The organism is Nocardia sp. NPDC046473 (assembly GCF_040645995.1).
GTDB lineage: Bacteria > Actinomycetota > Actinomycetes > Mycobacteriales > Mycobacteriaceae > Nocardia.
Genome location: NZ_JBEYZJ010000009.1, coordinates 354,209 through 372,672, shown reverse-complemented (window position 1 = coordinate 372,672; position 18,464 = coordinate 354,209). Strand labels below are relative to the sequence as shown.

The window sequence follows — 18,464 nt, the reverse complement described above, 5'->3', positions numbered from 1 at the left end:
CATCAACCCGCCGCCGAGGGTTCCTCGTCAGCTCGGGACCCATGTTGAGCGCTACCTCACCGTGGCCCGGAAACCGCATAGCTGATAACAACCTTTGATCACCAGACAAATCGGTAGCTAACAGTATGCTGTTCTTGTGCAATCAGTGCCGATGCCGATGCTGGCCGTCCCGGGGCAACCGCCAGCGGATATCGGTCTGTGGGCGATCGAGATGAAATGGGACGGTATTCGCGCCATCGGGCGGCTGACGAACGGGCAATGTCGCCTCTATAGTCGGAACAATCGCGATCTGAGTAGCTCTTTTCCGGAGTTGACCAGTGTCTTCGCCGACTTTCTCGGTAACAGGGACATACTGATCGATGGCGAGATCGTGGCCCCGGAGCCGAGCACCGGCGTGCCTTCCTTCCGTCGGCTGCAACGCCGGATGCATGTGGTGAATCCCAGCCTCGAACTACTGCACGAAATACCGATCCAATACCTGGTTTTCGATTTGCTCGCCGACAGCGGAGAGTCTCTCCTCGCTCTCCCGTATACCGAAAGACGCGCTCGACTAGACGAATTGGCGATCGACCTGCCGATCGCTCGCACCCCGCCGTATTACGCCAACGTCGACGCCACCACCATGCTCGGCGTCGCCCGCGACCACGGACTCGAAGGCATCATCGCCAAGCGCCTCGACTCCACGTATCAGCCCGGCCGCCGCTCCCCCGCCTGGATCAAAACCCCACTCCGCCGAACCACCGAGGTCGTAGTCGCAGGCTGGCTCCCCGGCAACGGGCGCTACACCGGCATCTTCGGCTCCATCGTGATGGGCGCCTACGACGACGCGGGCCGCCTGGTCCACCTCGGCAACGTCGGCACCGGCTGGACCATGCGCGACCGCAAGGCCCTGCAGCTGCGACTCAACGAAATCGCCCGCCCCGACAGCCCTTTCGATCTCCCACCCCCGCGAGCGGTGGCTGCCGTCGCCCACTGGGTCGAACCCGAACTCGTCGCCGACATCGAATTCCGCGAGGCCGGCGCCGACGGTTTACGCCATCCGAGCTGGCGCGGCCTGCGCCCCGACAAGTCCCCGCGCGAAGCCGGCGTACCGGGTTCGTGACCGGTCGGCTCGGCGGGGGGGCGGTGGCGTCGTAGATATCCCATACGGTGGTGAATCCGGCCGATCCGATGCTCCGCCGTCAATGTGGTCGCGGCCTGCTCGTTCGCGCCGCCTCGATGCGGGCGGCAAGCTCGACCAGGTCGGCGGCCGGGCCGCTGGGTGGTGTTCGGCGGTGCCAGATGGCGCGGAACTTTCTGGTCAGGGTGAGCGAGTCGGACAGGTGTACTTCGTGGAGGGTGCCGGCCCGTAGCTCGTGTGCCACGATCAGGCGGCTGACGACAGCAGGTGCGGCGCCACTGCGCGTAGTGGCGAGAATTGCTGCGGCAGAACCGAGTTCGGCAGCCGGTGGGGCCGGGGTGCCGTGGATCTCGAGCGCCTCCCAGACGGTGTCTCGGGTTCCGGAACCCTTCTCTCGCCACAGCAGTGGGGTGTCGGCGAGTTCGCGCGGGGTCACCGGGCGGCGGCGGGTTGCCCACGGATGGGTCGGACCGACAACTACGACGAGCTCGTCGGCGACGAGGACTCGGCTGCCCAATCCCGTTGGCGGATGGGGTCCTTCGACAAAGCCGAGTTCGGTTTCGCGGTCGCGCACCGCTGCGGTGACCTGTCGAGAGTTCGCGACGTCCAGTTCTATCGCCAGTTGCGGGTGGATCTTACGGAGCGCGGTCAGCCAGTGCGGAATGCGATGGTCGGCAATGGTTTTCGACGCAACGATATGCAAGCTCGGCCGCTCGGCGCGGTGCAGGGCCGCGATTCCCGCGGTCAGTGCCAGCGCTGCCGCCAGCACCGGTCGGCCGAGTTCGACCACGGTCTGCCCGGCGTCGGTCAATGCCGAGCCGGTGGGCCCGCGATCCAGCAGCCGCAGGTGTAGTCGGCCCTCTAATGCGCTGATCCGCATGCTGGCGGCGGGCTGGCTGATGCCGTGCCGTCGCGCGGCCGCGCCGAGGCTGCCCAGTTCTGCCACGGATGCAAGCAGGTCGAGCGCCTCCAGATCGGGTGTTCCCGGCGGCAGGGCCATAAGGGCAGCTTATGGGGTGGTCGGTATTGGGCCACTACCCGGCCGAGTGGGCGGGCACCAGGATCGGAGATGTCCCGAGTCGCGGGTCAAGGACAGCGAGGAGAACATTGTGACGTTCGTGATCGGCGCGGCCTGCGTGGATGTGCTGGATCGGGCCTGCATGGAGGAGTGCCCGCTCGACTGCATCTTCATCGGCGACCGGATGGCCTACATCCAGCCCGACGAATGCATCGACTGCGCGGCCTGCGAACCGGCCTGTCCGGTCGAGGCGATCTACTACGAGGACGACATTCCCGCAGGGCAGGAGCAGTTCTTCGTCGAAAACGCCCGCTTCTTCACCGAGCCGCTGCCCGGCCGGACCACGCCACTCGGGCATCCGGGCGGCGGGACGGTGATCGGTCCTCTCGGAGTCGACACGGTCTACGTGCAGGAATACGACACCGGAAGGGCCTAGCGGGTGGGTGATTCGCGCCCGCCCAGGTGTCGGGCGAGGAAGCGCTCGATGGTGTGGAACAACTCGATCTGGTTCTCCGGGTTCGCGAAGCCGTGTCCTTCGTTGTCTTTGACGAGGTATTCGACCTCTACTCCGCGCTGTCGGAGTGCGTCGACGAGGTTGTCGGATTCGGCGCGAACTACCCGAATGTCGTTGGCGCCCTGGACGACCAGTAGTGGAGTGCGTATGCGGTCGACGTGGGTGATCGGTGAGCGGGCCAGCATGTCGGCTTCTTGTTCCGGGTCGTCGGGGTCGCCGACGAACAGGTGCCAGTTGTTGGCGGTGTGTGGTTTGGAGTACGGAGGGATGGTGCGCAGGAAGTTCGCCAGGTTGGAGATGCCGACGTAGTCGATGGCGGCGGCGAAGACTTCGGGAGTGAAGGTGACGCCCACGAGGGCGGCGTAGCCACCGTAGGAGCCGCCGAAGATCGCGACTCGTGCCGGATCGGTGTAGCCCTGGTCGACGGCCCACTGCACGGCGTCGATGAGGTCGTCGTGCATCTTGCCTGCGAACTCTGTGATCGCGGCTTTGACGAACGCTTTGCCGTATCCGGTCGAACCGCGGTAGTTGACCTGCAACACGGCATAGCCGCGGTTGGCGAGGAGTTGTGCGGTCGGGTCGTAGTCCCAGCTGTCGCGGAGCCATGGGCCACCGTGGACCATCAGCACCATCGGCAATCCGACCGGTTCGATGCCGACAGGCAGTGTCAGGTACGACGGGAGGTTCAGTCCGTCCCGCGCTGTGATCGTTACGGGTGTCATCGGAGCCAGCGATTCGGGATTCAGATGCGGATACGGTCGGAACAGCAGTCGGCTCTCACCGGTGGAGTGGTCGTAGAAGTAGGCGACTTCGGGGTCGCGGTCGTGGGTGAAGGTGACGACCCAGCGTTGCCCGGTGTCGTCGGAGGACACTGCGGCCAAGTCGCCGTCGGACAGCGTCTGCAAGTTGGCAAGCACCGCAGCGAAATTCGGATCCAGTGCGTGGATCACCTGGCGTTCGCCCAGGTAGCGGGCTCCGATCAGCTCTCCGGTTCGCCGGTCGAGAATCAACGGTGCTGGAAGCGTGGGAATGACGGCGCCGCGAGTGTCGAGGTCGAACGTCGGGTGACTGTCGACCTCGGTCTCCTGTCCGGTGGTCAGATCCAGCCGGACCAGCCGGGTACGGTCGGTGCCGCGGTTGGAACCGAGCCACACTCCGGACCCATCCGGAGTCAGCCGCACCGGCAACACACCCATCGGATAGTCCGCGCCGTCGAACAGCGCGATGGGATGCAGAGTGTCGCTGTCCCAACGCGAAAGCTCGATATCGCCGGTCGTCGTCAGTCCACGGCCGAACACTTCCCCGTCAGGGCCGCACAGCCAGGCTCCGACATGACCCGGGTTCTCGGCCAGCACCGTGATGTCGCCGGTGGCGAGGTCGATCTCGCAGAGGTCGAACAGCTCGACCTTCCTGTTGTTCAGATGTACCAGCACCTTCCCTGAGCGCCTCGCCGGCAACTCGAAGTCGATGACCGCTGTTCGAGGAAACGGTGTCAGGTCGAGCGCGGGTGCGTCCGGGTTGTCCAGATCGACTCGATACAGGTGCCATTGCTCGTCACCGCCGGTGTCCTGGGTGTAGAGCAGCCAGCGCGGATCGTCGGTCCAGCGGAAGTTGTAGACATTGCGGTTCTCGTCCGCAGTCACGCAACGCGCCTCCGCGTCGGAGTCGAGTTCCTGGATCCACACGTTCAACCGGTCCTTGCGCGGCGCCAGGTAGGCAATCCTGGTGCCGCCCGGGGAGATCGACGGCGCCGCACTAACCGGCGGTTTGAAAAAGTCCTCGACAGAGATGAATTCCGGCAACGCCATGGCGATCCTCCTGGTTGGTGAACACGTCCAACCCAGGACACCGTCGGCCGTCGCGGCACAGTCAATTCCCCCTCCACATGATCAACATCACAGCTACACCCCCCAGACCGAACACCCACATGAGCGTTCCACACCGCCCAGGTGCGCCCCCCGGGCAGATCCGGCTCGAGGGGGAACTGATGCAGGCAACACCCGAGAGCCGCACGACACCAGTTCCCCCTCGGCGACCTGCACTCGCCATTGACCCCCTGAAAGGGGTGCAGATTCCCGAAAAGGGTTGCGGGGAAAAGCAGCCTCGATCCGAGGATGTCGCCGCGGCGCTCGATGTTGCGCACGTCTGCAGCAAGGTCTGCTCGGCACGGGCGAGGGGGTCGTCCGTCTACAGCGGACAAGAAAAATGGAAAGGAGGTACTGAATCCTTTCCGTATTCAATATATAACGCACCCGGGGGCTTGCGGCAAGACCCCGGTCGTACCGCATACTCGCTGGCCGAGGCCAGAACCTGCACACGAACGAAAGCCGTGGCCACCACGATCTGCATCGAAGGGGGCCGCGGGACTGCTGCTCAATGTGATCAGCCGAGCAGAGCGACCGTGCCCGCATGACCAACGCGACACCGTCGAGCCAGCGAAAAGGGAAGGGGCACATGCCTACTCAGGGGTATGAAGAGGAACTAGGGTCCGAGCGGACCTACGTGGCCGGGCTCTACACGCGTCTCGACGCCGAACGCGCGCAAGCGAAAGACCAGTACAGCGCCGCGCTGCGCGGCAGAGACGTGTCCGCCATGGAACGCGAGGACCAGGTGCGCGCGCTGGGCAAGTCGGTGCACCGGCTGGACGTCGCCGACAACGGACTGTGCTTCGGTCGATTGGACACCCGCACGGGCGAACACTCCTACATCGGCCGGATCGGCCTCTACGACGAGGCGAACGAGTTCGAACCGCTACTGCTCGATTGGCGCGCACCCGCGGCGCGGGCGTTCTACGTCGCCACCGCGGCTACGCCGGAGAACATGCGTCGCCGCCGCCAGTTCCACACTCGTGGACGTCAGGTGGTCGACTTCACCGACGAGGTGCTCGGTCGTCCCGACGACGGCGAGCGCGGTGACGCGGCCCTGCTCGCGGCCGTCAACGCACCGCGCGGTGCGGGCATGCGCGACATCGTCGCGACGATCCAGGCCGAGCAGGACGAGATCATCCGACTCGACCATCCCGGCGTGCTGGTGATCGAGGGCGGTCCCGGTACCGGGAAGACCGTGGTGGCGCTGCACCGTGTCGCGTATCTGCTCTACACCCAGCGCGAGCGGATGGAACGTCAGGGCGTGCTGGTGGTCGGGCCCAATCCGGCGTTCCTGAACCACATCGCCCACGTCCTGCCCTCGCTGGGCGAGACCAACGTGGTATTCACGACCGCGGGCGGGCTCGTGCCCGGTCTGCGCGTCACCGCTGAGGACGCCCCGCAAGCCGCGAAGCTCAAGGGGGCACTGAAGATCCTGGACGTGCTCGCCGCCGCGGTCGCCGATCGCCAGCGACTGCCCAAGGAACCGGTGACGATCGAACTGGCCGATGTCACCGTCCGCATCGACGCCGAGACCGCCGAGTGGGCCAGGGAGGAGGCGCGCACGAGCGGGCGGCCGCACAACGAGGCGCAAGCGGTGTTCCGCGACATCATCACGTATGTGCTCACCGAGCGGGCGATAGCCCGGATCGGCCGGGACTGGTTGACCAGAGACGATCGCGAAGCATGGGAGCAACTGCGCGAAGACCTGCTCGAAGAGCTGGCCACGCACGACACCTTCGCCGCCACACTCGACGAACTCTGGCCGATCCTGACGCCGGAAACGCTACTGGCACAATTATATTCGTCGCCCGAACGACTGCGTGCGGCCGGTGCCGACGAGGCGCTGTTGCGTGCGGACGGTGCGGCATGGACAGTGTCGGACGTGCCACTGCTCGATGAACTGCTCGATCTGCTCGGCCCCGACAAACCGGCCGATCAGACCGCCGATCGGGAACGAAAGGCCGAGGCAGAGTACGCCGCCGGCGTCCTTGACGTCATGGTCGGCCGCGCGGACATGATGGACGACGAGGACCACCTGTTCGCCCAGGACCTCCTCTACGCCGAAGACCTGGCCGACCGCTTCCTCGAACGTGACACCAGAGAACTCGCCGAACGTGCTGCCGCAGACCGCGATTGGACCTACCGCCACGTCGTGGTCGACGAAGCCCAAGAACTGTCCGAAATGGACTGGCGAGTATTGATGCGCCGCTGCCCGAGCAAATCGTTCACGATCGTCGGCGACCTCGCCCAACGCCGATCGGCAGCCGGTGCGACCTCATGGGACACGATGATGGCGCCCTACGTCCCCGGCCGCTGGGCCTACCGATCCCTGACGGTGAATTACCGCACCCCAGCCGAGGTCATGACCGTCGCCGCAGCGTTGCTCGCCGAGTTCGCTCCGGGCGTTCAGCCACCCGAATCGGTCCGCGCGTGCGGCGTCCAGCCATGGTCCAGACAAGTAACCGAGGATGAATTACCCACTGCCATCGATGAATTCGTCCAAGCCGAAGCCGATCGCGAAGGCACCAGCGTCGTGATCGGGCCCGCAGGTATGCCTGGCGCCGTGACGGCCGCAGAGACAAAGGGCTTGGAGTTCGACGCCGTCCTGGTCGTAGACCCGGAACGAATCCTCGCCGAAGGCCCACGCGGCGCCGCCGAACTCTACGTCGCCCTGACCCGAGCAACCCAACGCCTCGGCGTCCTCCACGAAGGCCCGCTACCCCAGGCCCTGACCGGACTCGTCGAGATCGGAACACCCGCACCGGCCGGAACCCGCCGGTAGACGAAGCGAAGGCCGCCACGTCCCACACCCGTGCGCGGCCTTCACGTCCGGACGACTGAGCCACTTCATGACCGGGCTCGCGGTGCACTGCCGTTGATCCTCGATCACCAACACCGTGCGACAGACCGGCAGCGTGCTCGGCTGCCGAGCTCGGCCTCGGCGATCGAGGTGGTCAGCCCAGCCGCCACGAACTCGTCTGCAACGATCCGCCGCCGGCTGGTACCTCAGCTGGCGGCGGCTTCCGCGCTGTGCACGAGTTCGGCGATGTGGTCGGCGAAGGTCGGCCACAACTCGCGGGGCAGGTGGTGGCCCATGCCATCGAAGATCATCAGTTTCGCGCCGGGGATGGCTTCGGCGGTGGCGCGGCCGCCGCTGACATCGCACATCAGATCGTTGGCACCGTGCAGCACCAAGGTCGGTACCTGCACCGTGTTCAGTGGTGCCGTCCGGTCGCCGGAGGCCAGGACCGCGACGAAGTGGCGCATCATCGCCTCGTGGTCGCGGCCTCGGTCGTACACCCGTCCGGCCGTTTCGGCGACCGCGGCTTCGTTGAAGGCGAAGCCTGGCGACCAGATCGCTCGCGAGGCGCGGACCTGCCAGTCGAGGTAGCTCTGCCGGTCGTGCGGTTGCGGACCCAGCGGGCCGATTGCGGCGAAATCGGCGTCGCCGACGCCGGGAGCGCCGGTGCGGGAACTGATGGAGGTCAAGGATCGGATGCGGTGGGGGTATTCGATCGCGATTGTCTGCGCGATCATTCCGCCCATGGACAGGCCGACGAGGTGGGCGCTGGCGAAGCCGAGTGCGTCGAGGACGCCGACGGTGTCGGCGGCCATGTCCGACAGGTTGTATGACGCGGTGGTGAGGTCACCGGCCATCGCCGCAGGCATATCGACGACCGGCGCGTCGAACAGGTGTGTCGAGTGGCCGGTGTCGCGGCTGTCGAACCGGATTACATGCAGACCGCGGTCGACCAGTTCGGTGCAGAACCCGTCCGGCCAATTGATCATCTGCGCGCCGCCACCCATGATCAGCAGCACCGGCGGCAGTGCTGTGTCGCCGAGGCGTTCGTAGGCGATGTCGAGCCGCGACGGACCAACCTGCATCGCCATCTCCTCAGCCATTGGTTCCTCCGTCTCGGGATGCAGCACTGTCGCCGGCATCGGACATCCGCACCTGTCCGAAAATCGAGTCGGGCGACCGGCATTCAGCGGCCGCGCGAACTCGGGCCTGCGAGTATGCGGCACCGACAGGGGCTTGCCGCAAGCCCACCCATGCGATATATGTTGAAAGGGAAGAGTTCCGGGCCGCCGAGAAGCCTTGTTCGGCACGGGATGCGTGTTTGCATCGACCGCAAGCCGGTTATTCAACCGGCGATACTTTCGCAAAGCTCGCCGCACAAGCCCCGCCGCGCGCCATTAATGGCATCGAATGCCGACACGCACGCGATGCAACGACGTGTATTGCGCCGCAATAAAAGTCGATTACACCGCTACTCCGGCAAGAACGCGCGCATCCCCGAGCCTGTCGGCAAGCGCGACAAGCGCACCCGAGCAGCCAGCATCAACGGTCAGCGACGCCAACTCGTCCCCTCGGGTATTTCCGCGATTGACGATCACCACCGGCCGCCCACGTTTCGCCGCATGCCGCACGAATCGCAGCCCCGACATCACCGTCAACGACGACCCCGCAACCAGCAACGCATCAGCCTCGTCGACGAGTTCGAACGCCGCAGCAACCCGCTCCTTCGGCACATTCTCCCCGAAATACACGATGTCGGGCTTGAGCATTCCCCCGCAGCCCACACAATCGACCATCCGAAAACTGTCGGTATCGGCGACAACCGCGTCGGCATCCGGCGCGACCTCCACCCCATTGGTTGTCGCCCCCTCGGCGAACCCTGGATTCGCCGCCTCCAGCCGCTCCGCCAACGCCATCCGCGAAATCAAAGCCGCACAACGCAAGCACCGCACCCGTGCGTAGGTGCCGTGCAGATCGATCACCCGACGATGCCCCGCCTTCGTATGCAACAGATCCACATTCTGGGTGATCAGCCCACTCACCACACCCAACCGTTCCAGCTGCGCCAGCGCGCGATGCCCCGGATTCGGCCGCGACGCATCCATCCGCCGCCAGCCGATGTGATTACGCGCCCAATACCGCTGCCGAAACACCGCGTCACCGACGAACTGCTGATAGGTCATCGGAGTGCGCGGCGGCGAGGACGGACCGCGATAGTCGGGGATACCACTGTCGGTCGATACCCCCGCACCGGTCAGCGCCACCACCCGCCGGCCGGCCAATAGCTCGACCAGCCGCTCGAAGTCCGGTTCGGAGATGTCCGACATCATTTCAGCGTACGACGCCCCGCCACCGGCCGATCAGACGCGGCGCATCACCGACACCACCTTGCCCAGAACAGCGGCCTTGTCCCCGTCGATAACCTCGTACGCGGGATTGCGCGGCTCGAGATACACGTGCCCATTGCGCCGCCGATACACCTTCACCGTCGCCTCCCCGTCGATCATCGCGGCCACGATCTCCCCCGAGTGCGCCTCGTTCTGCTGCCGCACCACCACGATGTCACCATCACAGATCGCCGCGTCGATCATCGAATCCCCGCGCACCCGCAACCCGAACACCGTCCCGCGCCCGACCAGCTGACGCGACATCGTCACCATGTCGTCGGTGTGCTCCTCGGCCAGAATCGGCGTGCCCGCCGCAATATCACCGACCACCGGCACCGCCACCGAATCCTCGTTCGTTTCCCGCGGCGCCGAGCCCGGCAGGAACATCCGCACATCGATCGGCCGCGACATCGTCTCGCTGCGCCGCAGGAACCCCTTCTCCTCCAGGCTGTTCAGGTGCTTGGACACCGACGACGAAGACTTCAACCCCACCGCGTCCCCGATCTGCCGGGAGTTCGGCGCATAGCCCTGGCGCACCACCCAATCGCGAATCGTGGCCAGGATCTGCTGCTGCCGCTCCGGCAGGCGGGAGGTGTCGAGATGCTCGAGGTCGTCGTAGGTCACCGGGGCATCGTAGAGGTCAGCACCGATCACACGGTCGCACAGGCTATTACGGAGTGTCGCCACGCGCCGGTCCCGCTCGGCCGAGATCCTCGAGGAACAACTCGTGCGGCCATTCGTCGTGCAGGACACGATCGAGAAGCGGATCGGTCGACTGATGACAGAGCGGGACCTGCGTCGGGCTGCGCACAATCGCCAAGACGGGCGCCGCAAAAATGTCGAACGGGGGGATGGCATTCGCGAGCCAGCCATGTATTCGAAGATCCGCGTATTCCGGGGTCCACCAGGTATCGCAGATCGGCCTCCAGTCATCGGGGTGGACGAGCAGCCACACGCTGTAGGACACGGTGTATCCCCCGGTGAGTTTGATGGGCAGCGTTGCCCGAACGTACGTGCCTTCGTTCGGGACCATCAACAGCTCCGAGATGTGGGCCGTCTCGCCGCTCATCCACGTGCCGGGTGTCCGCTCCCGGTCCGGCGCGGCCAGCACTGGATCCGGCAGGGTGAACCGCCGGTGCCGATTGTGTTCATCGAGCGCATTACCGCAGGTCGGGCAGGAACCGGCGCTCTCTAACGCACCGGCCTGCGCATGCTCGTGCGCTGAGCCTTGCTCAGTCGTCGATCCCTCGTTCGGATGTGCTTCGCTCGACACAGAATTCGTTCCCTTCGGGGTCGAGGAGAGTGACCCACCCGCGACCTTCGGGGGTGCGGTGATCCTCATACAGTGTCGCCCCCAACGTGATCAGGCGCTCGACTTCCTCGTCGCGGGTGCGTTCGGTGGGCATCCAATCGAAGTGGATCCGGTTCTTCACCGTCTTGCCCTCCGGAACCCGGATGAACAGGAAACCGGGAACGGGCTCGGGCGCTCTGAGCAGCGCCTCGTCGTCGTCGACTTCGTCCTCATCGGAGAGCGGCCAACCGGTGACGGCGCTCCAGAACGACGCGAGCTTGTACGGATCGGCGCAGTCGACGGCGACGTGGCGAAGAATCATGCCGGCGAGCCTATCGGGGACCCGAGTGCCGATGCAGCGCAATAAATTCACCGCCGCGTAGCAGGATTGGCCCGTGCACACCTTCGTCTTCGATCGAGTCGGCGTGGTCGCCGGTTCGACACCGCTGCTCGTCGACCTCGACGTCACCATGCCCGGAGGTCGGTGCACCGCGGTGGTCGGGCCGAGCGGGACGGGCAAGACCACGCTGCTCCGACTGCTCAACCGCCTCGCCGAACCGAGCAGCGGCCAGATCCTGCTCGACGGCTCCCCGATCACCGGGCTCGACGTGCTGGCGTTGCGCCGCCGGGTCGGACTGGTTCCGCAGCGATCGGTACTGCTGGCCGACGTTGTGGTCGATGAGGTGCGGGTCGGGCGCGGCGACCTGCCGATCCCACGGGCACAGGCTTTGCTGACCAGAGTCGGGTTGCCGGAGTCGTTCGCCGATCGCCGCTGCGCGGAACTGTCCGGCGGTGAGGCACAACGGGTCTGCCTGGCCCGTGCGCTGGCCGTCGAACCCGACGTGCTGCTGCTCGACGAACCGACCTCCGCGCTGGATGCGGCCGCGGCCGCGGTGATCGCCGACCTTATTCGCGAGCATGTCGACGCGGGCGGCAACGTGATCCTGGTCAGCCACGATCCCAGCTTCGTGCGAACCGTCGCCGATGACGTCCTGCTACTCGACGACAAACACCTGATACCCGAAGACCGAACCGACCAAATAGATCGGAAGCGCTGATGGTGCAAGGTCTTTCGGTACCGGACTGGACCGGCGTCGCGACCTCGCTGCTGCTGGTCGCCCTGGCCGCGTTCATCGCCTACCGCCAACACCTCAACCTGACCCGTGAACTCGTCATCGCCTCGATACGCGCCGGCGTTCAACTGATCGCGGTCGGCGCGATCCTGCTGATCGTGTTCCGCCACACCGCACTACCCGGCGCGTTCGCCTGGGTGATCCTGATGATGATCATCGCCGGACAAGTCGCGGGCCGTCGCGGCGCCGGCCTCCCGCAGGCGCGCCGCACCGCGACGATAGGCGTTGCCGTCGGCACCATCATCACTCTCGGCACGCTCGTCCTGCTCGGCGTGATCTCCACCGAACCTCGCGTGGTAGTCCCGGTCGGCGGGATGGTCGTGTCGGGGGCCATGCAAGCCACCGGTCTGGCACTACGCCGAATCCGCGAAGACGCCCGACAGGCAAGACCCGCCATCGAAGCTCGCCTCTGCCTGGGATTGCCTGCCCGCCAAGCCTTCCTGCCGCACCGCCAGTCCGCCCTGCGCACCGCCCTTGTCCCCTCGATCGACGCGACCAAGGTCGTCGGCTTGATCAGCCTGCCCGGCGCGATGACCGGCCTCATCCTCGCCGGTGTCGATCCGCTCACCGCGATCCGCTACCAAATCGTGGTCATGTACATGCTGTTGGCCGCGACCGCTCTGGCAGCTCTCACCGCCGCCCGTGTCGCGGAACGCGCACTGTTCGACGACGCGCAACGACTTGTACTGCTGCCCGACTGACTCGCTCTGCTGCTTTGCCGCGCCCCGCTAACCGATATCGCCGGTGGATCCGGCAAGAGCTGGGGCGACCAAGCGATCGAGTGCGTCGGCAAGGCTCGCGTCGTGTGCGGGGGTGGTGCTGAGCCAGGCGGTGTGGCCGTCCGGGCGCAGCAGCAGCGCGCGAACATCGGGATGCGCAGGACAGTTGGCGCCGACCCAGGTGATCGAGGCCGAGCACCTCGAGAACGCCTGTTCGGGAGTCAGATCCAGCAGCACCGGACGGCCTGAGTGCAATAGCGCGGCCAGGGTTGTTCCCCCCGCGGCGGTGAACAAGGACAGGTTGGGGGCGAGGCGGCCGAGCCAGGGGTGGTGCCCGCCGGGCGGATAGCAGGTGTCCAGGCCGGTCAGGATCTCGGTCAGCGCGCGGTTGCCCGCCGGGTGTGCCGCGACCCGCTGGACCAGGTCGGCCAGCGGCGACTCGGGTTCGGTGAGCATGAGCAGCGCACGCTGGTTCGACAGCAGAGCCGTACCGGTCGCGTGCCGTTCGTCGTGATAGGTGTCGAGCAGGCTTTCCGGCGCGGTGCCGCGGACCGTGGCCGCGAGCTTCCAGCCCAGGTTGAACGCGTCGTCGAGGGCGACGTTGACGCCGATCGCCCCGGCGGGCGGGTGGATGTGCGCCGCGTCGCCGGCCAGCAGGACACGTCCATCGCGGAAGCGCTCGGCCAGGCGCGCGGCGTCCCCGAACCGGGACAGCCAGCGCGGTGCGCGCAGTTCGGTACGCACGCCGAGCGCGTCGGACACTTGGGACTGCAGCAACGCCAACGTCACCGGGGAGTCCTTGTCCGCGGGCGGATCCTGCTCGCGCACAATGACTCTGACGTATCCGGGCCGTGGGATGACGAACACGGTTCCCCCGTCCGGTCCGGTCGAAAGACCATGCGGCAGATCGCATTCGACGTCGCCGAGCAAGGCGAAGAAGGTGGCGTCGGTGCCAGGAAACGCGATGCCCGCGCTCTTGCGGACCACACTGCGGCCACCGTCGCAGCCGACGAGATACCGCGCGGTCACGTGGGTGACGGACCGTCCGTTATCGACCGTCGCGGTGACCGACTCGATGTCCTGCTCGACTGCGCGAACCTCGTGACCACGCAAGACGATGGCACCCAGCTCGCAGGCCCGCGTGGCCAGTACCTCTTCGACGCGGGTCTGCGGGATGCCCAACGAGAACGGGTGATCGGTCCGCGTCCCGGCCAGTCGCAACGGTTGCCGGATCCCGGTGGCCGGAGCGTTGGGCACCTGGTGGCCTTCGGCGATGAACTGCTCGGCCAAGCCGCGCCGGGCGAGCAGGTCGAGTGCGCGGGCGTTCAGGTTGTAGCCGCGGCACCACAGCGGTTCCGGCGAACGCTCGAGGACGGTGGTGCGCACCCCGGCCAGTGCCAGCTCATAGGCGAGCAGCAGACCTGCCGGGCCCGCGCCGACGATCAAGACTTCGGTATCCAGTGAACGGTCGGACATCGTGTTCCCCCTCAGTACGTGCCGGGCTCAGGCCAGGGAAGGGAGCCGTCGGCGATCTCGGCGATGGTCTGCCGGGTCCACTCCAGTTCGGCCTGCCAGGCGTGCCGCTGGTACTCGACTTCGATCATGAACAGCCGCGGCGCTCCTGCGCCCACGGTCTGCTCGAGTGTGGCGTCCGCACCGGAAATATGTTCGGCGAGATGGCGGGCGCGCTCCTCGAGCGCATCGGCGGCCCGCACCGGGCCGAGCGCGCCGAGATAGCTGATCGCCGCAATGAACCTCGGGAACTCCGCGACCGGGATGCGCACCAGTTCGTCGAGCCACGAGACGAATTCCTGGCGCCCGAGTTCGGTGTGCGCGTAAACAGTTCGCTCCGGGCGGTTGCCATCGCGAACCGTCTCAACCGGCTCGATCCATTCGTGCCGCACGAGCGCCTCGACGGTGTCGTACAGCGAGCCGGAATTGATTTTGAAACTGCTGTCTTTGAGACGTTCTCGCAGTGTGGCAGCCATTTCGTAGGGGTGCATCGGGCGTTCGAGCAGCAGCCCGAGCAGTGCGAGGGCCAGCGTGTTGGTAACTTTGCGTCGTGCCACAGTTAGTCGCTTCCTATTAGTCGGATCCGACTATACCTGCATCACCCGTATCCAGTGCTCTTCGGAGTCGTTCGGCCAACGACTCTGCCTGCTCGGGTGTCCACGGCAGTACACCGTTCTCACCCATCAGCGCATAGAACTGCTGTTCGCGGTAGGGCACGCCGGGTGGCAAAGGCGCGACGTGCCAGTGCAGGTGTGAATTGCCTTGTTGGCTGCCCAGAGTCAGCAGGTAGGTGCGTTCGACCGGTAAAACCGCCTCTACCGCACGGGCAACTCGGTAGACCAACGCCATCAACTGCAGATATGCATCCTCGGCACAATCGCGCACGACATGCTCGTGGTGGATCTTGGGGGCGACCAGGACATGGCCGAGCAGGGTCGGGTACTTCGACAGGAACGCGATGTTGTCCTCGTTCTCGGCGATCACCTGGTGCCACTCGTCTTTGGCAGCTACCAGCCCGCAGATGAAGCAGGCCTCGGACTGGGTGCGCTGCACGTAGGCGTCGACGTCGAACGGAATTCGTTCCATGACCGCCGATTCTGCCGAAGCGCGGGTGGCACGACCACCCGCGCTGTCACGGAAGGCGTTGTGCCGCTTCCTCAACCGTGGCAGGTGGCTGGTCGACGGCCAAGTCAGGGGCGACTCCGTCGTACCGTTCGATGTCGACCAGCGACAGCTGACCGGTGCTTCCTTGGCTCAGCGTCGAAGAGGGACGGTCGGGTGTCAGGACGTTCGGGTTGCCGTGGCGGCAGAACGCGGGGTTCGTCGGATCGGGGTCGTACCAGGCGCCGGTGGACAGTTGCGCTACGCCCTGCCGCACTCCGTCATCGATGACCAGCCCGGCCAGGCAGCTGCCGCGCTTGCTGCGGATACGGACGGTGTCACCGTCGTGCAGGTCGCGAGCGGCGGCGTCGGCGGGATGCAGTCGAACCGGTTCGCGCCCGGCGACTTTGGTGGATTGACTGTAGGCGCCGACGTCGAGTTGGCTGTGCAGCTTGGCGCGCGGCTGGTTGGCGACGAGCTGCAGCGGGAACTCGGCCGCAGCGGGGGCGCCCAACCATTCCTCGGGTTCGAACCACCTCGGGTGGCCAGGGCAGTCGGCGTAACCGAAGCCGTCGATGGTTTCGGAGAAGATCTCGATCTTGCCGCTCGGGGTGTCGAGTGGGAATTGCTCGGGGGCGGCGCGGAAGTCGGCGAACAGGATCTGCTGCGGGTCGGGCACCGGCAGTTCGATGTGCTCGCTGGCCCAGAAGGTGTCGAAGTCGGGCAGGTTGTGGCGGAGTCGCCATTCCTCGTAGAGGTGGCGCAGCCACTCGTCGGTGGTGCGGCCCTCGGTGAATTCCTTGCCGATGCCGAGGCGTTCGGCCAGCTCGCCGAAGATGGCGTAGTCGTCGCGCGCCTTGCCGTGCGGACGGGTGATCGCCTTCATCGGGAACATCAGGCGGTCGTTTTCGCCGGCGCCGAAGTCGTCGCGCTCGATCGACATGGTCGAGGGCAGCACGAAATCGGCGTGCCGGGCGGTGGCGGACCAGAACGGATCGTGCACCACCACGGTCTCCGGTCGGGCGAACGCCTCGCGCAGCCTGGCCAGATCCTGGTGGTGGTGAAAGGGATTCCCACCGGCCCAGTAGACCAGCCGAATATCGGGATAGACCAGGTGTTGCCCGTCGTATTCGAAGGGCTGGCCCGGATTGAGCAGCATGTCGGCGATGCGCGCGACCGGAATGAAGGTGTCGACTCCGTTGCGCCCCTGCGGCAGTCGCGGTGGCGAGAATTCCCGCGCGGGCTCGCCCACGTGCGATGTCGACCCGTAGCCGTGCCCGTACCCACCGCCGGGCAACCCGATCTGGCCGAGCATCGCCGCGAGCACCACGCCCAACCACAGCGGCTGCTCACCGTACTGCGCGCGCTGCAACGACCAACTGACCGTCACGAAGGTCCGCGCGCTCGCCATCTCACGCGCGAGTGTCCGGATGCGTTCGGCGGGTAGGCCGGTGAGCGTCGCGGCCCACTCGGGAGATTTGACGATCCCGTCCGTCTCGCCGCGGACGTAGCCGATGAAACGCTCGTAGCCGACCGTGTACTTGTCCAGGAAGGCCTTGTCCGCCAACCCCTCCGCGTCCAGCACTTGCGCCAGGGCCAGCATCAGCGCGGTATCGCTGCCCGGCCGCGGCGCGAGCCACTCCGCTTCGGCCTCCGCCGGAATGTCGTCACGCAACGGCGTGATCGACACGAACCGGCAGCCCCGCGCCCGCGCGGCACCGATCCAGCCCCGCGCGTTGTGCCGGGACACACCGCCCGGCGTCACCGCAGCGTTCTTCGGGGACAACCCGCCGAACGCCACCACCAACTCGGCGTGCTCGGCCAGCACCGTCTTCGACGTCGCCCGCTCGAGGACGAGATCGAGAGAGCCGAGTACATGCGGCATCAGCACCTGCGACACCCCGAGGCTGTAGCTGTTGACGTGCCGTACATACCCGCCGAGACAGTTCAGGAACCGATGCGTCTGACTCTGCGCGTGATGGAACCGCCCCGCACTCGCCCACCCGTAGGACCCGCCGTACACGGCTTCGGCACCGTGCTCGCGATACACCCGCCCCAACTCACCGGCCAGCAGATCCAACGCGGTCTCCCACGACACCGGCACGAACGGCTCGTCCCCGCGCCCGGCCGCACCCGGCCCGCGCTCCAGCCAGCCCTGTCGAACATAGGGTTGATCGACCCGGGTCGGATGATGCTGCGCCGACGCCACATTCTCGATCAACCGCATCGGCTCCGGATCGCCGCGCCACGGGCGAACAGCAGTCAGTCGATCGCCGTCGCTGTCGGCCTCGAAGGCACCCCAGTGCGTCAGATGCGTGGTCACCGTTCCACCGTAACCCGGCCCTGCGACAAAGTGGTGGGCCAGCTCGTCAGCCGCGACTCACCGCCGCCACGAACACATTTCGACCGCCGTCAGAGGCGGCGCAGCTCGAACATCCGGAACTGCCGCCCACCGGACAGTTCGTACTCCATCTCGTACCCGGGCCAGAATTCCACGGCCAGGTCCCAGGCGGGTTTGCGATCGACACCGGTGAGCTCGGTAACTCCGACCATGAACTGCTCGCCCTTGTGCCGCACAGTCGCCGTATCGGCGGCACGCAAATTGGCCGACCACACCGGATGCTTCGGATTACCCCAGTTCGAGCCGATCACAAGGAAGTCTTCGCCACGGGGCACATACAGCAGCGACGTGGTCCGCGCGATACCGGTCTTGCGCCCCGCGACGGTGACCTCGATCGAGGGCAGCCCGACCAGATCCAGCACGCCTCTGCGGCCGTCGGTCCAACGTCGAACAGCGCGCTCCACCGGAATGACAACCGGCGCGGTGCGCATGACCCAGCGCTGTTGGGCCAGCCTGCGGGCAATCGGCGGCAGCGGATTCGACACCATCTGAGAATCCTGACACGTTGCCGTTCCCCAGTCGCTGTGCCAGGCCGGGACCGAGGGGCATGTCACATCGGAGGTCGCGTGCCCGCGACGCAAAGTTGTTGACAGACAACGC

Annotated in this window: 17 protein-coding genes; 5 read left to right on the top strand and 12 right to left on the bottom strand. The window is 66.3% G+C overall.

All coding sequences use genetic code 11. The features are described 5' to 3' along the window. The first annotated feature begins 157 nt into the window (after window positions 1-157). Window positions 158-1,102 carry a non-homologous end-joining DNA ligase gene (gene ligD, locus ABZ942_RS32170; protein WP_357389020.1) on the top strand — a complete coding sequence of 315 codons (945 nt, stop codon included), beginning with the start codon at window positions 158-160 and terminating at the stop codon, window positions 1,100-1,102. Window positions 1,103-1,181: 79 nt separating this feature from the next. On the opposite strand, the gene ABZ942_RS32165 is transcribed toward ligD, so the two are convergent. Continuing rightward, on the bottom strand, window positions 1,182-2,120 hold the full coding sequence (locus ABZ942_RS32165) for a LysR family transcriptional regulator (RefSeq protein WP_357388623.1): 939 nt from the start codon (window positions 2,118-2,120) through the stop codon (window positions 1,182-1,184). Window positions 2,121-2,229: 109 nt separating this feature from the next. Here ABZ942_RS32165 and fdxA point away from each other — a divergent pair, with 109 nt between their 5' ends. Further along, window positions 2,230-2,574, top strand: a complete 345-nt coding sequence (gene fdxA, locus ABZ942_RS32160) for a ferredoxin (RefSeq protein ID WP_357388621.1) — start codon at window positions 2,230-2,232, stop codon at window positions 2,572-2,574. Here the strand turns inward: fdxA and ABZ942_RS32155 are convergent. After that, complete coding sequence (locus tag ABZ942_RS32155; RefSeq protein WP_357388619.1) at window positions 2,571-4,460, bottom strand: S9 family peptidase; 1,890 nt, start codon at window positions 4,458-4,460, stop codon at window positions 2,571-2,573. The two genes, fdxA and ABZ942_RS32155, sit on opposite strands and share 4 nt — an antisense overlap. Before the next feature lie 646 nt (window positions 4,461-5,106). Here ABZ942_RS32155 and helR point away from each other — a divergent pair. Then, window positions 5,107-7,302, top strand: coding sequence for an RNA polymerase recycling motor ATPase HelR (gene helR / locus ABZ942_RS32150; protein ID WP_357388617.1), 2,196 nt, complete (start codon window positions 5,107-5,109; stop codon window positions 7,300-7,302). A gap of 224 nt (window positions 7,303-7,526) precedes the next feature. On the opposite strand, the gene ABZ942_RS32145 is transcribed toward helR, so the two are convergent. The 5 genes from ABZ942_RS32145 to ABZ942_RS32125 form a co-directional block, all read right to left on the bottom strand. Continuing rightward, a complete protein-coding gene (locus tag ABZ942_RS32145) occupies window positions 7,527-8,423 on the bottom strand; it encodes an alpha/beta hydrolase (protein WP_357388615.1) in 897 nt (298 codons plus the stop codon). A 360-nt stretch (window positions 8,424-8,783) separates the two neighbouring features. Beyond that, entirely contained in the window at window positions 8,784-9,647 is an 864-nt protein-coding gene (locus ABZ942_RS32140; RefSeq protein WP_357388613.1) for an NAD-dependent protein deacetylase, read from the bottom strand. Window positions 9,648-9,680: 33 nt separating this feature from the next. After that, window positions 9,681-10,331, bottom strand: a complete 651-nt coding sequence (lexA, locus tag ABZ942_RS32135; RefSeq protein ID WP_357388611.1) for a transcriptional repressor LexA — start codon at window positions 10,329-10,331, stop codon at window positions 9,681-9,683. 46 nt (window positions 10,332-10,377) lie between these two features. Further along, window positions 10,378-11,049 (bottom strand): DUF2199 domain-containing protein, encoded by a 672-nt coding sequence (locus ABZ942_RS32130; protein ID WP_357388609.1) that lies wholly within the window; start codon window positions 11,047-11,049, stop codon window positions 10,378-10,380. Beyond that, window positions 10,940-11,320 (bottom strand): VOC family protein, encoded by a 381-nt coding sequence (locus tag ABZ942_RS32125; RefSeq protein WP_357388607.1) that lies wholly within the window; start codon window positions 11,318-11,320, stop codon window positions 10,940-10,942. Before ABZ942_RS32125 ends, ABZ942_RS32130 begins: the two co-directional genes overlap by 110 nt. 73 nt (window positions 11,321-11,393) lie before the next feature. On the opposite strand from ABZ942_RS32125, the gene ABZ942_RS32120 reads away from it, so the two are divergent. Both ABZ942_RS32120 and fetB read left to right on the top strand, forming a co-directional pair. Further along, window positions 11,394-12,056: an ATP-binding cassette domain-containing protein gene (locus ABZ942_RS32120; protein ID WP_357388605.1), complete on the top strand. Its 663-nt coding sequence runs from the start codon at window positions 11,394-11,396 to the stop codon at window positions 12,054-12,056. Next, the gene (gene fetB, locus ABZ942_RS32115) at window positions 12,056-12,832 is read left to right on the top strand and encodes an iron export ABC transporter permease subunit FetB (protein WP_357388603.1); all 777 of its coding nucleotides are present in this window, start codon (window positions 12,056-12,058) and stop codon (window positions 12,830-12,832) included. Before ABZ942_RS32120 ends, fetB begins: the two co-directional genes overlap by 1 nt. A 27-nt stretch (window positions 12,833-12,859) precedes the next feature. Here the strand turns inward: fetB and ABZ942_RS32110 are convergent, their stop codons facing one another. The 5 genes from ABZ942_RS32110 to ABZ942_RS32090 all read right to left on the bottom strand — a co-directional run bounded on the left by ABZ942_RS32110 (window position 12,860) and on the right by ABZ942_RS32090 (window position 18,352). Then, window positions 12,860-14,326, bottom strand: a complete 1,467-nt coding sequence (locus tag ABZ942_RS32110; protein WP_357388601.1) for an FAD-dependent monooxygenase — start codon at window positions 14,324-14,326, stop codon at window positions 12,860-12,862. A gap of 11 nt (window positions 14,327-14,337) precedes the next feature. After that, window positions 14,338-14,919 carry a PadR family transcriptional regulator gene (locus ABZ942_RS32105; RefSeq protein WP_357388599.1) on the bottom strand — a complete coding sequence of 194 codons (582 nt, stop codon included), beginning with the start codon at window positions 14,917-14,919 and terminating at the stop codon, window positions 14,338-14,340. Window positions 14,920-14,935: 16 nt separating this feature from the next. Further along, entirely contained in the window at window positions 14,936-15,448 is a 513-nt protein-coding gene (locus tag ABZ942_RS32100; protein WP_357388597.1) for an HIT family protein, read from the bottom strand. Window positions 15,449-15,494: 46 nt separating this feature from the next. Next, complete coding sequence (locus ABZ942_RS32095) at window positions 15,495-17,786, bottom strand: molybdopterin guanine dinucleotide-containing S/N-oxide reductase (RefSeq protein WP_357388594.1); 2,292 nt, start codon at window positions 17,784-17,786, stop codon at window positions 15,495-15,497. Window positions 17,787-17,875: 89 nt separating this feature from the next. Further along, window positions 17,876-18,352 carry a nitroreductase family deazaflavin-dependent oxidoreductase gene (locus ABZ942_RS32090; RefSeq protein WP_357388592.1) on the bottom strand — a complete coding sequence of 159 codons (477 nt, stop codon included), beginning with the start codon at window positions 18,350-18,352 and terminating at the stop codon, window positions 17,876-17,878. Window positions 18,353-18,464: the final 112 nt, after the last annotated feature.

What these genes read in the sequence shown, in the direction of transcription:
- ABZ942_RS32140 (WP_357388613.1), bottom strand. Translation starts at nt 9,647, where the DNA reads ATGTCGGACATCTCCGAACCGGACTTCGAGCGGCTGGTCGAGCTATTG.
- ABZ942_RS32130 (WP_357388609.1), bottom strand. Translation starts at nt 11,049, where the DNA reads ATGAGGATCACCGCACCCCCGAAGGTCGCGGGTGGGTCACTCTCCTCG.
- ligD (WP_357389020.1), top strand. Translation starts at nt 158, where the DNA reads ATGCTGGCCGTCCCGGGGCAACCGCCAGCGGATATCGGTCTGTGGGCG.
- helR (WP_357388617.1), top strand. Translation starts at nt 5,107, where the DNA reads ATGCCTACTCAGGGGTATGAAGAGGAACTAGGGTCCGAGCGGACCTAC.
- ABZ942_RS32110 (WP_357388601.1), bottom strand. Translation starts at nt 14,326, where the DNA reads ATGTCCGACCGTTCACTGGATACCGAAGTCTTGATCGTCGGCGCGGGC.
- fetB (WP_357388603.1), top strand. Translation starts at nt 12,056, where the DNA reads ATGGTGCAAGGTCTTTCGGTACCGGACTGGACCGGCGTCGCGACCTCG.
- ABZ942_RS32100 (WP_357388597.1), bottom strand. Translation starts at nt 15,448, where the DNA reads ATGGAACGAATTCCGTTCGACGTCGACGCCTACGTGCAGCGCACCCAG.
- ABZ942_RS32165 (WP_357388623.1), bottom strand. Translation starts at nt 2,120, where the DNA reads ATGGCCCTGCCGCCGGGAACACCCGATCTGGAGGCGCTCGACCTGCTT.
- ABZ942_RS32155 (WP_357388619.1), bottom strand. Translation starts at nt 4,460, where the DNA reads ATGGCGTTGCCGGAATTCATCTCTGTCGAGGACTTTTTCAAACCGCCG.
- ABZ942_RS32090 (WP_357388592.1), bottom strand. Translation starts at nt 18,352, where the DNA reads ATGGTGTCGAATCCGCTGCCGCCGATTGCCCGCAGGCTGGCCCAACAG.
- ABZ942_RS32145 (WP_357388615.1), bottom strand. Translation starts at nt 8,423, where the DNA reads ATGGCTGAGGAGATGGCGATGCAGGTTGGTCCGTCGCGGCTCGACATC.
- ABZ942_RS32125 (WP_357388607.1), bottom strand. Translation starts at nt 11,320, where the DNA reads ATGATTCTTCGCCACGTCGCCGTCGACTGCGCCGATCCGTACAAGCTC.